This is a genomic window from Mesorhizobium sp. M4A.F.Ca.ET.050.02.1.1 (assembly GCF_003997725.1).
In the GTDB taxonomy this organism is placed as follows: domain Bacteria; phylum Pseudomonadota; class Alphaproteobacteria; order Rhizobiales; family Rhizobiaceae; genus Mesorhizobium.
Window position 1 is genome coordinate 1 of sequence record NZ_RZSG01000066.1, and the last position, 14,812, is coordinate 14,812.

11 protein-coding genes and 1 pseudogene are annotated in these 14,812 nt (G+C 64.2%); 9 read left to right on the plus strand and 3 right to left on the minus strand.

Going from position 1 to position 14,812, the window contains the following annotated elements; genetic code table 11:
* The 9 genes and pseudogenes from EOA33_RS38905 to EOA33_RS07880 all read left to right on the plus strand — a co-directional run.
* Positions 1-813, plus strand: a pseudogene (locus EOA33_RS38905) (hypothetical protein); the annotation flags it as partial.
* Positions 814-932: 119 nt separating this feature from the next.
* Complete coding sequence (locus EOA33_RS07840) at positions 933-2,699, plus strand: type I secretion system permease/ATPase (protein WP_127405377.1); 1,767 nt, start codon at positions 933-935, stop codon at positions 2,697-2,699.
* Positions 2,700-2,799: 100 nt separating this feature from the next.
* On the plus strand, positions 2,800-4,131 hold the full coding sequence (locus EOA33_RS07845; RefSeq protein ID WP_127405378.1) for an HlyD family type I secretion periplasmic adaptor subunit: 1,332 nt from the start codon (positions 2,800-2,802) through the stop codon (positions 4,129-4,131).
* Positions 4,132-4,353: 222 nt separating this feature from the next.
* Positions 4,354-4,617, plus strand: coding sequence for a hypothetical protein (locus EOA33_RS07850; RefSeq protein ID WP_126056144.1), 264 nt, complete (start codon positions 4,354-4,356; stop codon positions 4,615-4,617).
* Positions 4,602-5,948 carry a DUF5801 repeats-in-toxin domain-containing protein gene (locus EOA33_RS07855; protein WP_127405379.1) on the plus strand — a complete coding sequence of 449 codons (1,347 nt, stop codon included), beginning with the start codon at positions 4,602-4,604 and terminating at the stop codon, positions 5,946-5,948. The genes EOA33_RS07850 and EOA33_RS07855 overlap by 16 nt, the downstream gene beginning before the upstream one ends.
* A gap of 106 nt (positions 5,949-6,054) precedes the next feature.
* Positions 6,055-7,770, plus strand: coding sequence for a type I secretion system permease/ATPase (locus EOA33_RS07860; protein WP_127405380.1), 1,716 nt, complete (start codon positions 6,055-6,057; stop codon positions 7,768-7,770).
* A gap of 3 nt (positions 7,771-7,773) precedes the next feature.
* Positions 7,774-9,300 carry an HlyD family type I secretion periplasmic adaptor subunit gene (locus EOA33_RS07865; protein WP_127405381.1) on the plus strand — a complete coding sequence of 509 codons (1,527 nt, stop codon included), beginning with the start codon at positions 7,774-7,776 and terminating at the stop codon, positions 9,298-9,300.
* Positions 9,301-9,714: 414 nt separating this feature from the next.
* Complete coding sequence (locus EOA33_RS07875; RefSeq protein WP_127405382.1) at positions 9,715-10,512, plus strand: SapC family protein; 798 nt, start codon at positions 9,715-9,717, stop codon at positions 10,510-10,512.
* 231 nt (positions 10,513-10,743) lie between these two features.
* On the plus strand, positions 10,744-11,451 hold the full coding sequence (locus tag EOA33_RS07880) for a 4'-phosphopantetheinyl transferase superfamily protein (RefSeq protein ID WP_189375290.1): 708 nt from the start codon (positions 10,744-10,746) through the stop codon (positions 11,449-11,451).
* Between the two features lie 169 nt (positions 11,452-11,620).
* Here EOA33_RS07880 and speD read toward each other — a convergent pair whose 3' ends face one another.
* From speD to EOA33_RS07895, 3 genes are all read right to left on the minus strand, one after another.
* Positions 11,621-11,989 carry an adenosylmethionine decarboxylase gene (gene speD, locus EOA33_RS07885; RefSeq protein ID WP_245455564.1) on the minus strand — a complete coding sequence of 123 codons (369 nt, stop codon included), beginning with the start codon at positions 11,987-11,989 and terminating at the stop codon, positions 11,621-11,623.
* An 11-nt stretch (positions 11,990-12,000) separates the two neighbouring features.
* On the minus strand, positions 12,001-13,125 hold the full coding sequence (locus EOA33_RS07890) for a hypothetical protein (protein WP_189375292.1): 1,125 nt from the start codon (positions 13,123-13,125) through the stop codon (positions 12,001-12,003).
* On the minus strand, positions 13,125-14,812 hold a 1,688-nt coding region (locus tag EOA33_RS07895), incomplete at its 5' end, for an FAD-dependent oxidoreductase (protein WP_245482270.1). The genes EOA33_RS07895 and EOA33_RS07890, both read right to left, overlap by 1 nt.

Below are 14,812 nucleotides of genomic sequence, written 5' to 3' on the forward strand. Positions count from 1 at the left end.
CCGTTCGGCTTCAACAGCACGGGTGACGGCGCACCGAACGGTCCGCCTCTCGACACCACTTTCAACAACGGGCAGTTCGTCACCAGTGCCTTCGAGGATTGGGTCTCCGCCACGCAGTCGACCAACGGCGTTGCCGGCGACACGATCCAGAAGGGCGAACTGCTCACGCTGCGGTTCTTCAACGAGAACATTCTGGGTGACGTGAACCCCGGTGCCCCCGGTGGTGGTACCGAGAAGCTCGTGCCGACGGACTCCGTTTCCGGTCTCGCCATCAAGTTCGACGGCATCGGGAACAGCGAGGACTTGATCTTGGTCCTCAACCTGATCGACAAGGACGGCGCCGACAACATCCTCGGCAACGGGGACGACAACGCCACGACGTCAAGGTCAGTCTTCGTCCAGAACGCGGACTTCATCAAAGGCGCCGTGCCGTCCCCGTACAACTTGGAGTTCACGCTCGACAACAACGACGCCCTCGTCGTTATCGAGAGTAACGATTACAACCTCGCTGCCGGGGAAAACTACCAGATCCAAGGTGTCCAGATCATGCAATCCGGCAACGGACTCAGCGGCACAGCGATCAACCTGAACGGGGCAGTCGATAACCCGCTCACCATCGCGGTGGAGGGTGCCAGCACTGGCACGAACGCTTGGGAGGCTGCCGACAACGACGTCCTAAAGATCACGGATATCGGCTTCATCCAGACGACTTCCGGACAGATCGGCGCCGACCTCGACTTCGCGGTCAACATCCAGGACGCCGACGGCGACGCGACGGGCATCCAGCACCTGGCTGTTGAAGTCATCGCCTGACACCTGACCAAAGGGAGGCGGTTCACGCCGCCTCCCTTCTCCCATGTGAGACAATCTCGCGCCCCGCGCGAAACCGGCCCAAACCAAGGCGTCAACCCTGCACACAGGGCAGATATATCATGATGAAGCCCCCTCGCCCCTCTGCCCTGCAAGCGGTGATGAAAGAAGCCAGGCGCGCCATAAGACCGCTCATCTGGTTCAGCGGCGGCATCAACATTCTGATGCTGACCGGCGCGTTCTACATGCTCCAGGTCTATCACCGCGTGTTGGGCAGCCACAGCCTGGAGACGTTGGTGATGCTGTCGCTGATGGCAGCGGCAGCGCTCGTCACGATGGCGGGGCTGGAGGTGGTGCGCGCGCGTCTTCTGGCCAAAGTCGGGACGTGGCTGAACGCGCGCTTGGCACCGGTTCTCCTGGCCGCATCGGTTGAATACGCCGCCTCGGCACCCGGTCAGATCAACGCCCGCGCGCTGCGTGATCTCGACCAGGTGCGGAATTTCTTCACCAGCCCGAGCATCTACCCGATCCTCGACGCACCGTGGGCGCCAATTTTCCTGGGTGCCATCTTCCTCATGCATCCTTGGTTGGGCTGGCTGGCAACCTGCGGCGGCATCGTGCTGTTCGCACTGGCGTTGCTCACCGAGTACCTGACCCGCAAGCCAATGGCGGAAGCGGCAGTCGCCCAGACGCGGGCTTACATGCAGGCTGAGCAGACGATCCGCAACGCCGAGGTCGTCCAGGCCATGGGCATGTTGAATCCCCTGCTCGAGAGCTGGAAGGCCCAGCAGGACGAGGCCAACAGAGGACAATCTCTCGCCAGCAACCGGTCCAGCACCATCTCCGCCCTCGCGCGCGCTTTCCGGCTGGCCCTGCAGATGGCCGTGCTTGGGCTCGGCGCATATCTGGTGCTGAAAAACGAGGCGTCACCCGGCATCATGATCGCCGCCTCGATCCTGATGGGTCGCGCGCTGGCCCCGGTTGAACAGGCGATCGGCACCTGGAAGGCGACGATCGGGGCACGGTCCGCTTACAAGCGTCTCGCTGCAATGGCCGGTCAGCGACCGGAGGCCACACCGGCGCTGCCGTTGCCGCGCCCAAAGGGTAAGTTTGAGGCCGAGAACATCATGCTCGCCAGGCAGGGCGGCGAACCGATCCTGCGAGGCATCAGCTTCCAACTCAAGGCAGGTGAAGCGATGGCGTTGGTCGGCCCGAGCGCGGCGGGCAAGACCAGCCTGGCGCGAGTGCTGGCCGGCACTTGGCGTCCAACCAGCGGTCGCGCGCTGCTCGACGGCATGAGCGTTGCCGAGTGGGCGGCCGAGGACCGGGGTCGACATGTCGGTTATCTGCCACAGGATATCGAACTCTTCGCCGGCACCGTCTCCGAAAACATCTGCCGCTTCGCGACGCTCAATCCGGCAGTCTTCAACAACGTGGTCAAGGCCGCGGAATTGGCTGGCGTCCACGAACTGATCAAGGGGTTGCCAAAGGGCTACGCCACCGAGATCGGTGAAGGTGGTGCGGCACTGTCCGGGGGGCAACGCCAGCGCATTGGACTGGCGCGGGCGCTCTATGGCGACCCGGCGTTCCTTATCCTTGATGAGCCTAACTCCAACCTCGACCACGAGGGCGAGCAAGCGCTGGCTACAGTCATCGGCGGGCTCAAGGCGGCAGGTGCGACCCTGATCTTGATCTCGCATCGGCCGAGCATCTTGGAAACGGTTGACAAGGTGTTGGTGCTCAACCACGGCGCACAAGACCTATTCGGGCCGCGTGACGCCGTTTTCGGTGAACTCGCCAACCGCGCTCGCAGGGTGACCCAGATGCCAAGAGCAACCCCGAAGGTGGTCAAAGACGTGCAAGACACCCAAGAGGCAAAGGAAGCATGAACCCAACGAGGTGCCGGTCTTGCAGTCTTTGTTGTGAGTTACCAGCGCTCGTTGAGTTCGACAAACCGATGACCATGTTCGGCCCAGTGAGGAATTATCGATGAACGTCGTTCCGCTGCCCGTCCCGCCGCCATCCCTGCTGACACCGGTACCCCTGCGTCTCGCGGGCGTGAAATGGACCGGGTTCGCGATCATGTTCCTGTTCTTCGGCGTGGCCGGGGGCTGGGCGGCGCTGGCACCATTGGACAGCGCCGCGGTGGCACCGGGCGTTATCAAGGTCGCCGGCGACCGCAAGCTCATCCAGCATCTCGAGGGCGGCATCATCGCGGAGTTGAACGCCGCCAACGGCGATATCGTCAAGGCCGGCAAGGTGCTCATCCGGCTCGATAACACACAGGCAACCGCGCAGCTTGACCTGATCCAGAACCGGATAGCGACGCGTGAGGCGCTGGCCGCGCGTCTCAGGGCCGAGCGCGACGGCAAGGCCGAGATCGAGTTCGATGCCGCGTTGCTCGCCAACCCCGCCAGCGCAGCAAGGGACGCCGTGGCCGCACAGCGCGACGTGTTCGCCGCCAAGCATCACAATTTGAAGGACGAGCGGGAAATTCTCAGCCAGCGCCGTCACCAGATCGAGGAAGAGATCACGGGACTGCAGCAGCTTATCGTCACCGAGGACAAGCAGATCGAGGCGATCGAGGGTGAGACCAAGGACCTGGAGAGCCTGCTGGCGAAGGGGCTGACCACCCGCGAGCGGAACCTGTCGCTCAAACGACAACAGCGGGAGATCGAGGGCGAGCGCGCTACCAACGTCGCAGCAATCGCTCGTGCCAGAAGCGCCATGGCCGAGATCGACATGCAAATCCTGAACCTCAACACAGTGCGGCTGAACGCGGCCGTCGATGAGCTGAGCAAGGTCGAGGCGGAGCTGTTCGACCTCAGACAGCAGGAGCGCTCCGCCAGGGACGTGCTGGCCCGCACCAATATCGCGGCGCCGGTCGACGGCATCGTCATGGACCTGAAGGTTCACACGGCGGGCGGCGTCGTGAAGCCCGGCGAGACATTGATGACGGTGGTGCCGCTCGGACAGCAACTCGTGGTCGAGGCCATGGTCAGACCCGAGGATGTCGAGACGATCGCCCCCGGACAGCCCGCGCGCGTCAGCTTCCCGGCCTTCGCCCGCTACAGCCTGCCGCCTCTCGAGGGCGTCGTGGAGATCGTGTCGGCTGACCGCATGGTGGAGGAGCGTAGCGGGGCACCGTATTTCGCCGCGACCGTTTTGATCGACAGAACAGAACTCGCCAAGCTGGAGGGTCGTAAGCTGCTGCCCGGCATGTCGAGTGAGACGATGATCCGGACGGGTGCTCGCACCGTGCTTTCCTACCTCGCCGAGCCGATCACGCAGAACTTCCGCCGGGCGATGCGGGAAAAATAGCCGTAGGCCGCCCTTCTCGCGCCTCGACTTACCGAACGATAGATATCGTTCGATAGGTAGGGACATTGACCATAATACTATCGAAGCGGGAATAGACCGGCGCTCGCCATCGGCGGGACAATCAGGGATTCGAAGGCCGCGATTCAGAGGGCGGTCTTTCCTTTGGATGGGGCCCCTCAGGAATCGATCTTTCGCCTGGGGGTACATTTCGGCAGAACAGCAATGTCGATCACCTCGATTCTCGACGACGAGGCCGTCAACGACCGGAAGACCGCGCTACAAACCGGCGACAACGTCGACGACGCTTTGACGGACACCGATGTTGCAGACTCCTCGCAGCCCGCTTCGTTCCGAACCTGTGTCGAGACGAACCTCGGACTGAACTCCGCGCTCCCCTACCGGCGCCGGCGTTGCGACCGCCGAACGGCAGGTTCCCCAGCAATCTTCACGATAATCTCTAGGAGGCTCTCATGGCGCTTTCCGTAACGCTCACCGGCACGACCGTTACCCTTGACGAAACGGCCGGCTTGCAGAATGACGATACCAACACCGCCTTGCCGACTGCGTTCTCCAGTCGGCTGACGGCACTCGGCGCTGACCCGGCCACCGCGATTAATGCAGCGGTGAGCAACGGCAACGTCATTTCCATCAGCGGCGTCACGGGCTCGGTCGGCAACATCGCCTTCACCGATTCTAGCGGCGGCGCGCTCGACGGTGACTCGAGCGGTCTCTTTACCAACGACGGCGAAGAGATCTTTCTTTTCACGGACACGCAGAACGACAACATCGTGCTCGGCAAGACGTCAGCAGGCGCCATCGCCTTCGCGGTTTACCTCGAGGAGACCGGGAGCCCGGTCAGCGGCGGCAAGTTCTGGAGCATTCAGTACGAGGCGCTGGAGCATCCGGACGCCACCAACCCCGATGACTCCATCGACCTGGACGGCAATCTCAAGGTCTCGGTCAGTGAGGAGATCAACTTCGCCTTCGCCGGGGCACCCTCCGGCAGCAACCTGTTTATGACGTTCGGCAATCCGGCCTCCACCCAGATCGTGGTGATCGGGAAGGACCCGCTCGATCAATCCGCCGGCGGCAACATCACAACCAAGGATGTGCTTAATATCAGCCAGGCCGGCAGCACCACCTCATTCGGCGTCAACGGCAACCAGATCAACCCCGGTGAGGGGGCGTTCATCACCTATGTCACGGGCGCGAACACGAACTTCCTGGTGCCAAATCTGGACCAGAACGAGGCCGACGTCGAAGCCAACATCGCGTTCACGAACGTGTTCAATACGAGTTCGGCATCCTTCACCGTCAACCAGACCAATCCGGGCGTCGGACCCGTCAGCGTCAAGATCTCGGCCCTCAACACCGCCGCTGAACCGGGGGTGAATTTCGTCAACGGGCTCACCGGCGACACGGCCGTCACCATCACCTCGGTCTCGGTCGTCGACAACATCGTCAAGACAGGCAATACGCAATTTCTTCCGACCGTCACGGACAACGGCGACGGCACCTGGACGATCAAGGGCCTGAGCACCGGCGACAAGGTGCAGTGGACGACGAGCGGAACCCATGACCGCGTGCTGATCGAAAACGTCAGCAACGCCGATGGCGTTTCCGGCAACGACAACAACACCTTCGATATCGGCGGGTTCGGCCTCAGCCAGGCGCAGCCGGCACCCGACGAGAAGCTCGACTTCACCGTGCAGATCGCCGATTTCGACGGCGACACGGCAAGCGACAGCTTCTCCATTGGCATCGACGGGACCGGCATCTTCGACGACAACCACGTCGACGGCGTCGTCATAGCTTGACTCGATCCGGCCGGGCGCCATCCCCTGACGCCCGGCCGGGCACTGGCCCAAAGGCATCGAAACGGGGGTATCCGTGATGCAGCCAAGACCGCAGTTCCAGGAGGTGATGCATCTGGCGCGGCGCCAGGTGCCCGCCCTCCTCCTTTTCAGCCTGCTCGCCAACCTCCTCCTGCTCGCCAGCACAGTCTACATGCTGCAGATCTACGACAGGGTCCTGTCGAGCGGCTCGATCGATACGCTGATGTGGCTCACCCTGGCGGTGATCGCCGCGATCGCCGTCTATGGTATGCTGGAACAGGCCCGACGCATGATCCTCGGGCATATCAGCCAATGGCTCGATGACCAACTCAGCGTTCCGGTGATCGAACGAGCCATGGAAGCTCGCCTTGCGGGCAGCAGCCTCGAGGCCGGCCTGAAGGATGTGGCCGACCTGCGGGGCTTCGTTGCCGCTGACGGCATGCTGACCTTTCTCGACGCGCCCTGGACGCCCGTCTTCCTGGCGTTCATGTGGCTCCTGCACCCGGCATTGGGCCTGGTCGGAATAGCCGGGGCGGTTCTTTTGTTCTGTGGCGCGCTGGCCAACGACTTTCTCACGCGCCGCAAGGGCCAGGAAGCGTCGCTGGGGCTGCGCCGCAATCAGGCCGCGGCCAGTCAATACGTCGACGGCGCCGAGACGCTCCGCTCGCTCGGCATGTCAGAGCCGGCGCTGCAGCGCTGGGAAGAAAAGCAGCAGTCGTTGATGACCATCCAGGCGCAGCTTCTCAGTCGCACAACCAGCATCGCCAGCCTGTCGCGCTCGCTGCGCCTGGCCCTTCAGGTGGCCGTGCTGGGGCTCGGCGCGTATTTTGTCTTGCGTGGCGAACTGACGGCCGGATCGATGATCGCGGCATCGATCCTGCTCAGCCGCGCGCTCGCGCCGATAGAACGCTCGATCGGAGCCTGGCGCAGCCTGGTCACTGCTCGCACCGCGCGTCGCAACCTCATGCGCCTCTTCGCCGACACCGGGTCCCGGCAGAGCGGCGGCGTAACCTTGCCGCGCCCGCAAGGGCGCCTGAAGCTCGAGGACGCATACTACTATGCGCCGGGAACACAGCAGACACTGATCAACAAAGTGTCCTTCGATGTGGTGGCCGGCGAGACCTGCGGCGTGATCGGACCGTCGGGCTCCGGCAAGACCACGCTCTGCCGCCTAATAGTGGGGACGCTGCGCCCGTCGCTCGGCCATGTGAGGCTGGATAGTGCGGAGGTCGCAAGCTGGCCGCCGGATCAATTGGGGATGCACATCGGCTACGTGCCACAGCAGGTTGAGCTGTTTCCGGGAACGATCGCCGAGAACATCGGGCGCTTGCGCGATGTCGACAGCGCGGCAGTTGTCGCCGCGGCGCAACTTGCGGGTATCCACGAGATGATATTGCGGTTGCCGAACGGTTATCAAACCGAGGTAGGGCCGCATGGGGCACGGATCTCGCGCGGGCAGCGTCAGCGCATCGCCCTCGCCCGCGCCCTGTTCGGCAATCCCGCGCTCATCGTGCTCGACGAACCGAACACCGGCCTCGACGCGGACGGCGAAATGGCGCTGTTCAATGTCCTTCGCCTTTTGAAGGAACGAGGCTGCACCGTCATTCTCGTCAGCCACCAGATGAACCTTTTGCGCTCGGCGGACCATGTCGTTTTCATGCTCGATGGCGCCGTCAAGATGTTCGGCACGCGGGACGAGGTGCTCGGCGCGCTGGGCGGCCAGGCCAGACGGATTACCGTGCCGATGCCCAGGCGAGACAAGAGCCACGCCAATGCACCGGCAACGCTGAAGGCGGCGGAGTGAGCCATGGACAATCGATTTGGCGACCTGTCGAAAATGCTGGACCTGCTGCTGGCCAGCCTGCGCGACGAAATGAACAGGCTGGTCGGTGCTGCCACAGATCTGGCAGCCGCGACACCGAGTTGGTTCGAAGAGCTGGACCAGCCGATGAAGATCGCCGCGGCGGCGGCCGCGAGCGCGCTGCTTCTGCTGCTGCTCGCCTGGCTCGTCCGGCGGCGGTCGCCTGCGTTCCGCGCCGGCAGGCGCGACCTTAACCGCCGCACGCGGCCAGCGCGCATGCTGGGCTACGTCTCGGCGATCGTCTTTGTCGGCGGTACCGCGGCGTGGTCGAGTATGGCGCTGCTAGCGAGCGCCGTGGTCGCCAATGGCGTCGTCAGCCCCGAAGGCTACCGCAAGACCGTCCAGCACCTGGAGGGCGGCATCATCGGGACAATCCATGTGCGCGAGGGCGACAAGGTCAGCGCCGGCCAGATCCTGATCAGCATGAAGACGACCGATGCTCAAGGGCGCTATGACGAGTTGCAGGGGCGCTACATCCGCTTGCTGGCGACCGAGGCGCGCCTGGTCGCCGAGCTTGCCGGACAAGACCGGATCAGCTTTCCCAGGGAGCTGACGTCGATCGACAGCGAGACGGCGCGGAAGGTGGTGGTCGAGGAGCAGGCGTTGCTCGACAGCCGCCTCGCGACCCGGGAGGGGCGCGAGCAGATCCTCAACAAGCGCATAGCACAGATTGAAGAACAGAGCACGGGATGGAGGGACGTGATCGCCGCCCAGGCCGAGCAGCTCGGCTTGATCGACCAGGAGATCGTTTCGGCGCAGGCAATGTACAAACAGGGGCTGGAGCGCCTGCCGCGGATACTGGCGCTGCAGCGCGCCCAGGCCGATATCCGGGCGAACCAGGCATCGAACCGGTCGCAGGTCGCAGGCAACGACCAGCAGATCGGCGAGACCAAGCTGCAGTTGCTCAATCTGCGCCAGCAGGACAGCGAGAGAGCCAATGTAGATCTTGCCAAGGTGCGCGGCGACCTCGCCGAACTGCGCAGCCTTTTGCCCTCACGCCAGGATGTGCTGGCCAGGACCGATATCGTCGCGCCGATTTCCGGAACCGTCATGAACCTGCGTGTCAGGACTGAATCCGGCGTGATTTCCGGCGGCCAGCCGCTTCTCGATATCGTACCCAACGAGCCCAATCTGGTCATCGATTCACGTATCAAACCGGCCGATATCGACATGGTGCATCCGGACATGCCGGCACGCGTGGTGCTGTCGGCCTATCCGACCAGGCATCTGCCGCAGATCCACGGCCTGCTCACCTCTGTCTCGGCCGACCGGCTGACGGATGAGAGGACCGGCGAGCCCTATTTCCTCGCCAAGGTCAAGGTCGACGTCGCCGACCTCGGACAGCTGCATGACATCCATCTGTCGCCTGGCATGCCGGCGGAAGTCATGATCCTGACCGGCGAGCATACCCTGCTCGACTATATGCTGGCGCCGGTCCGCGACTCGCTCAATCGCGGGTTCAGGGAGCACTGAACAGGCGATCGAGGGTGCCGATGTTCGGGCGGCTCGTCAAGGCGCCGTTCTGCCTGTCGGCTTTCAGTCGGCATGCTGCGCTCAGCCAGGGACATCCGAGGCAAGGGTAGGCGCGCGGCGACCGATCGCGACCGCATCACTTGACGGCTGCGAGCTTGTCGATCGCGGCGGTGAAGCCGGCGAGCGAGACCGGAATGGTCACGGGCTTGCGGGTCACCGGAGCGGTTCATCGTTTCGCGGAAACGTTGAGCCGTTCTATTTCTTGCCTTGCCGCAATCCCGGACGGAAAACCGTTACACACTTTTCCTGGAATTGCTCTTTGCCTTGCCGCAATCCCGAACGGGAAACCGTTTCACACTTTTCCTGGAGTTGCTCTAAACCGAATTGGCGCGAGACGCCTGGAGGATACCGATAATGACTGACGCCAAGACGCAGACGGCTCCGGCCGCGGCCGACATTGGGCTACCGCTGTTCTATTCGAAGCCCGAGGCGCTCAATCCGATACGACACGGCTCGCTCGGCCTGGCGGCGCGCGCCGACTTCTCCTTCGCCCGCTCCGCGCACGCAATTCCCGTGGCGGCGTCGGAAATGCCGGCGGCGATGCGATCCTACCCGATCGTCTTCATCGGCGCCGCCAAGGCGCCGGTGATCATCACCGGTGTGCGCCAGTACGAGAACCTGTTCGTCGATGCCGACGGCCGCTGGAGCGAGCCGCACTACATTCCGGCCTATGTGCGGCGCTATCCCTTCATCCTCGCCGACGACAGCAAGACGGCCGGCCGGCTGACGCTATGCATCGACCGCGCCAGCGAGCGCATCGTCGACCAGTTGCTGGCGCCGTTCCGCGAGGATGGCGGCAAGATCGCGCCCTTCTTCAACGGCACCGAGCCGACCGAGGCGACCAGGCAGGCTTTGGCCTTCTGCAACCAGTTCCAGACCGACTTCAACGCGACTCGGGCGATGATCGAGAAAATCGAAGCGCACGGCCTGTTCGCGCCGCGCCAGAGCAAGGTGACGCTGGAGGGCGGCGAGGTGCTCAACCTCACCGATTTCCAGGTGATCGATGAGGCCGCCCTCAACAAATTGAGCGACGAGGCCTTCCTCGACCTCAGGAAATCGGGCGCGCTGGGAATGCTCTACTGCCACCTCGCCTCGAGCAACAGCTGGACCTCGCTGGTCTATCAGGCGTCGATACGCAAGGCGCGCAAGTGAAACTCGGTCGCGCCTGAAACCTAGGGCGGTCCAACGCTTCACGGCATCGCTGCATGTGGGCTGGATGCGATAAGGGGCCGGCTACCGCGCCGGGCACGAAGGACACTAAATCCGCCGCTCTGGACCGCCATTTCTCTTGGCGATGGCGAGCGTTGCCCGGTCCATCGACGTTCTGTTACAACGCAGGACAGCGTCGATGGAGCAGCAGTTTGGGCCGGCAAAGGAGTGGTCTTGCCCGGTGAGCCGGAAGTCCTGGACGACCGTTCGCCAGTCCGCCTGGTGGCAGCCATTCGCCAGTCGGTCGCTGATGGCATCGTCGTCGAGGGCGGCGATCTCGAACCAGCCGATCGAGACCTGCTGCTCGCGGAAGAACTTTCCCTGGGCAATGTCGTACCGGCGCGCCGCCGTGAGTTTCGCGCCGGGCGCATTTATGCCCGGCAGGCTTTGCAGGGCCTTGGCGTATCCAACAGCGTCATCCCGGTCGGGCGCAATCGTGCGCCAGTCTGGCCGGCAGGTGTTGTCGGTTCCATCTCTCATACTCGAAGCCTGTGCGCTGTCGCCGTCGGATGGTCGGCCGATTTCCTGAGCATCGGTATCGACATCGAGGACGATTCTCCGCTTCCATGCGACTTGGCAAAACTGGTGTCGCAGGCCCCCGAACTGGAGGAGCAGGAAGAGATCGAAAGTCGCCTGGGCTACGACCTGCCCAAGCTTCTATTCGTGATCAAGGAAGCCTTTTACAAAATGCATTTCCCGCTCAACGGGACCTTTTTGACGTTTCATGACGTTCGTGTCGAACTGAATGTGGAGAAACGCGCCGCCAAGGTCACGATCGCTCCATCAAGCCGCTTGGCGGCGGCCGACAATGGCTGTTTTGAGGGCCGTTTCGGCAGCAGCGATGGAATCTTATTCTCATATTTCGACATCGCCGCGCATTGACATGCCACGCTGCATTGCCTCCACTTGAAGTTGAACAACAGCTGACCGCACCGGGGGCCCAGATCCCAACGCGCGAACCCGCGTCGCCACAGCATCGCGGGTGATCGGCCCCCCTCTCAAGCAGGAGAGCCCGCCTGTGCCGGTAAGGTCGAACAGTCCGCCTGCGACCTCATCCCCGCCGGTGCTCTGTAATTCTCGTACGGCCAGGCGAGAACCACGCCTCCAGCACAGGCAAGGCTCCTCGAGGGTCGCAGCGGCCGCACATGAAGAGGTCGAGGGCTGCATAGCCGGTCTCGGGCCAGGTGTGGATGCTGATATGGGACTCGGCGAGCAAAGCGACGCCGGTGATGCCTGCGCCCTCGCCGAAATTGTGCAATATGACGCCCAGCACCGTGGCGCCGCAGGCCGCCGCCGCCTCGCGCAACGTGCGCTCTATCCCCTCGGCATCCCGGAGGCCGCGGCACTCCCAGAAATCGACGAGCAGGTGCAGACCCGGGGCGAACGGCTGGGCCTGCACGGCCTGGGGCTGATCAGTCACCCGGGCATCCATCAGGAGCGCCCCGGTTCTTGCGCGAACAGAACCTGCTTCCAGCTGGTGTCCCTGGTCTGCATGCGCCAGATGAAGGCATCGAGGATGTAGTGGGTGGCTTGGGGCATGGCGAGCAGCGGCGCCAGCCAAATCAGCGCGTCGGAGGAGCCGAGCGACGGCAGGGTACCGAAGAGGCCGAAGAGGCTGCCATGCTCGCGCCAGACGAAGCCATCCCACAACCCCTCCTCCAGATAGGCGAGCCCGAAGAGGGCGGACATGTAGACAGGCACGGCGCGCCAGGTGAACAGATGGGCGATCCATGGCGCCAGGAAGGAACTGCGCCCTCCCTGCAGCCGCGCCTGGTTGCGGCCATAGCCCCAGATCAGCGCGATATAGGGGATGCCGTGGGCGATGATGTTGGTGCCGGTGAAAACGAGGTCGTTGTCAAACAGCACGATGCCGATGAACCAGGACATCGCGGTGCCGACCAGCAACAAATTGCGCGGCAGGTTGAAACCGATGCCGCGGCGGAGCAGCGCCGCCTCCTTGACGACGTAGGCGGCCAGGATGGCGGCATAGGCGAGGCCGGCGACGGTGGCGAGCAGCGGCAGGTCGAGGCGGATGAAATCGCCTTCGATGAACCAGGAGAATTCCCGCTGGTGGCAATGCCAGTAGATGAGCGGATAGAGCGTGGCGCCGTAGATCGCAGCCTTGTCGATGCGGCGGAAGAGCGGTGGCAGGCCGCGTTCCCGGCGGGCATAGATCATCATGAACCCGTATTGTTGGCGCACGAAGTGGAACACGGCGGCATAGGCGAGCACGCGCCAGAACACCAGGCTGCCGCACCAGTAAAGCAGGCAGCCTCCCAGCCAGGCCAGCAGCGGAGTCAAGCCATAGAGCCAGGGCCGCGCGCTGAGCTCGGCGCGGTCGAGATAGGTGCGGAACAGGGTCGAATAGACATGGGCCACATCGACGCCGACCACGAGCACCAGCCAGACCCACGGCGACGTCTCGCTTGCCGCGCCGCCCGACAGCGACCAGACCAGGGCGGCCAGCGTCACCACCAGCGCCGGCGCCAGGATGAAGCCGAGGTCGAAGCGGGCGGAGAATATCCAGGGTTGGGCCTTGAGGAAGGAATGCGCCATCACAGCACCGTCTCGAAAGGATGGCCCAAATAGGCCATGGCGTTCTCGGCCGCACGAACCCCGTGCGTATAGGCCTCCTCGAAGATGGAGACGCCGCTCATGTCCGAATGGGCGGTGAAGACAGGCGGCTTCTGCACGAGACCCGCGCGCCGCTGCGCGCCCCAGATGAAGCCCGGCACCGGCCGGATCATCGCATGCCCCCAAACCCAAACATCGACCCGCCGGACGTGGCCTTCGAGCTCGGGATGGACCGCGAGGAGCTCCTTGAGGAAGATGCCCTGCCAGGCTTGCAGCGGCCGCGCCAGAGCTTCCCGGCGCGCCTCCTCCGGCGGCAGGTGACTAAGCGGCCAGTAGTAGGTCAACACCGTGTTCGTCGGGCGCATCTGGGTGATCTGGTGGGTGGCCACGACATAGCCGAGCAGGGGGCTGTCGAAGACGACATTGTCCCAACTCAGGCCGGCCCCCGTGCCGCCGGGGAGGCTGTCGAGCGTGATGTTGGCCACCGCCCAGGGCGCATAGGAAAAGCCGGCGGCAAGGGCCGCATGCTTCATCAGCCGTGCAGTCACGAAATGAGGTGTCGCCAGCACCACGGCCTTCGCCTCGACGCGGAAGGTCTTGTCCTCGGCCGCGTCCCAAACGTCGACAGCCGCGCCCGCATCATCTGTTTCGACGGCAAAGGCCAGCGTCCGCGACCGCACGCGCGGGCCAAGGACCTCGGCGAGGCGGTGCGTGAGATAGCCATTGCCTTCCGGCCAGGTGACCAGCCCCTGCTCGTCGGCATCGGCCGCCCTGCCGTTGCGGGAGGCAAAATAATGGATGCCGGCCCAGGCCGAGACGTCCTGCGACCGCGTGCCGTAGTCGTCGCGGCAGCAATAGTCGACATACCAGGCGAGCCCCGGCGAGCGATAGCCTTCGCGCTCCATCCAGGCCGTCATGGCAATGGCGTCGAGTGCCATCAGATCGGCGTCCTGCGAACTCAGGTCGAGCGGAATGGCGAAAGCCCGCCGGCCGTCGGTGCCGACGCGCCGGCGAAAGTCGCGCATCGTAGCGAAGAAGCGCCTGGTCTCCGCCTCCTCCTCGGCAGTGAGACCTATCGCCGGCACCAGCCCGTCCTGCCAGCGCCCGTAGCGGTAGAGGCGCTCGGAAGGGTCGGCGCAGAGGGCATACTCGTCGTAGAGCGGCGCGCCCGTGGGGCCGTACCCGGTGATGATGGCGAAGTCCTCGAACAGTGCCCGCACCGCCCTGGCTTCCTGGGTGAGCAACGGCACGTAGTGAGCGCCCCAGGGAAAGGCACTGACCTCGTTGCGCCCGCTGGCGGCATTGCCGCCGGGAGCTGCTTCGAGATCGAGCAGCAGGAAATCGTCATAGCCGGCCCTGGCAAGGCGATAACCGGCGCCCAGGCCCGCGACGCCGCCGCCGACGACGACGACATCGGTGCGGCGGATCTCGCCCGGCGCGGCGAAGGTGCCGCCTCGCAGCCTGTGGCCGATGGAGGAGGAGGCGCCGACGAGTTCACCGGGCACCGGGCCGCTCTCCCCGCCGCTGGACAACGCCCTTCCTACCAGCCCGGAACCGGCAAGGCCAAGCGAGGCGGCTCCAAGCGCCAGGAACTGCTTGCGGGTGATCCGGCTCATGGCTTGGCCATCGTTCGCGAAACCGACCGCCCGGTAGGCATCTTCGGATGCGT

What these genes read in the sequence shown, in the direction of transcription:
- EOA33_RS07840 (WP_127405377.1), top strand. Translation starts at nt 933, where the DNA reads ATGATGAAGCCCCCTCGCCCCTCTGCCCTGCAAGCGGTGATGAAAGAA.
- EOA33_RS07845 (WP_127405378.1), top strand. Translation starts at nt 2,800, where the DNA reads ATGAACGTCGTTCCGCTGCCCGTCCCGCCGCCATCCCTGCTGACACCG.
- EOA33_RS07850 (WP_126056144.1), top strand. Translation starts at nt 4,354, where the DNA reads ATGTCGATCACCTCGATTCTCGACGACGAGGCCGTCAACGACCGGAAG.
- EOA33_RS07855 (WP_127405379.1), top strand. Translation starts at nt 4,602, where the DNA reads ATGGCGCTTTCCGTAACGCTCACCGGCACGACCGTTACCCTTGACGAA.
- EOA33_RS07860 (WP_127405380.1), top strand. Translation starts at nt 6,055, where the DNA reads ATGCATCTGGCGCGGCGCCAGGTGCCCGCCCTCCTCCTTTTCAGCCTG.
- EOA33_RS07865 (WP_127405381.1), top strand. Translation starts at nt 7,774, where the DNA reads ATGGACAATCGATTTGGCGACCTGTCGAAAATGCTGGACCTGCTGCTG.
- EOA33_RS07875 (WP_127405382.1), top strand. Translation starts at nt 9,715, where the DNA reads ATGACTGACGCCAAGACGCAGACGGCTCCGGCCGCGGCCGACATTGGG.
- EOA33_RS07890 (WP_189375292.1), bottom strand. Translation starts at nt 13,125, where the DNA reads ATGGCGCATTCCTTCCTCAAGGCCCAACCCTGGATATTCTCCGCCCGC.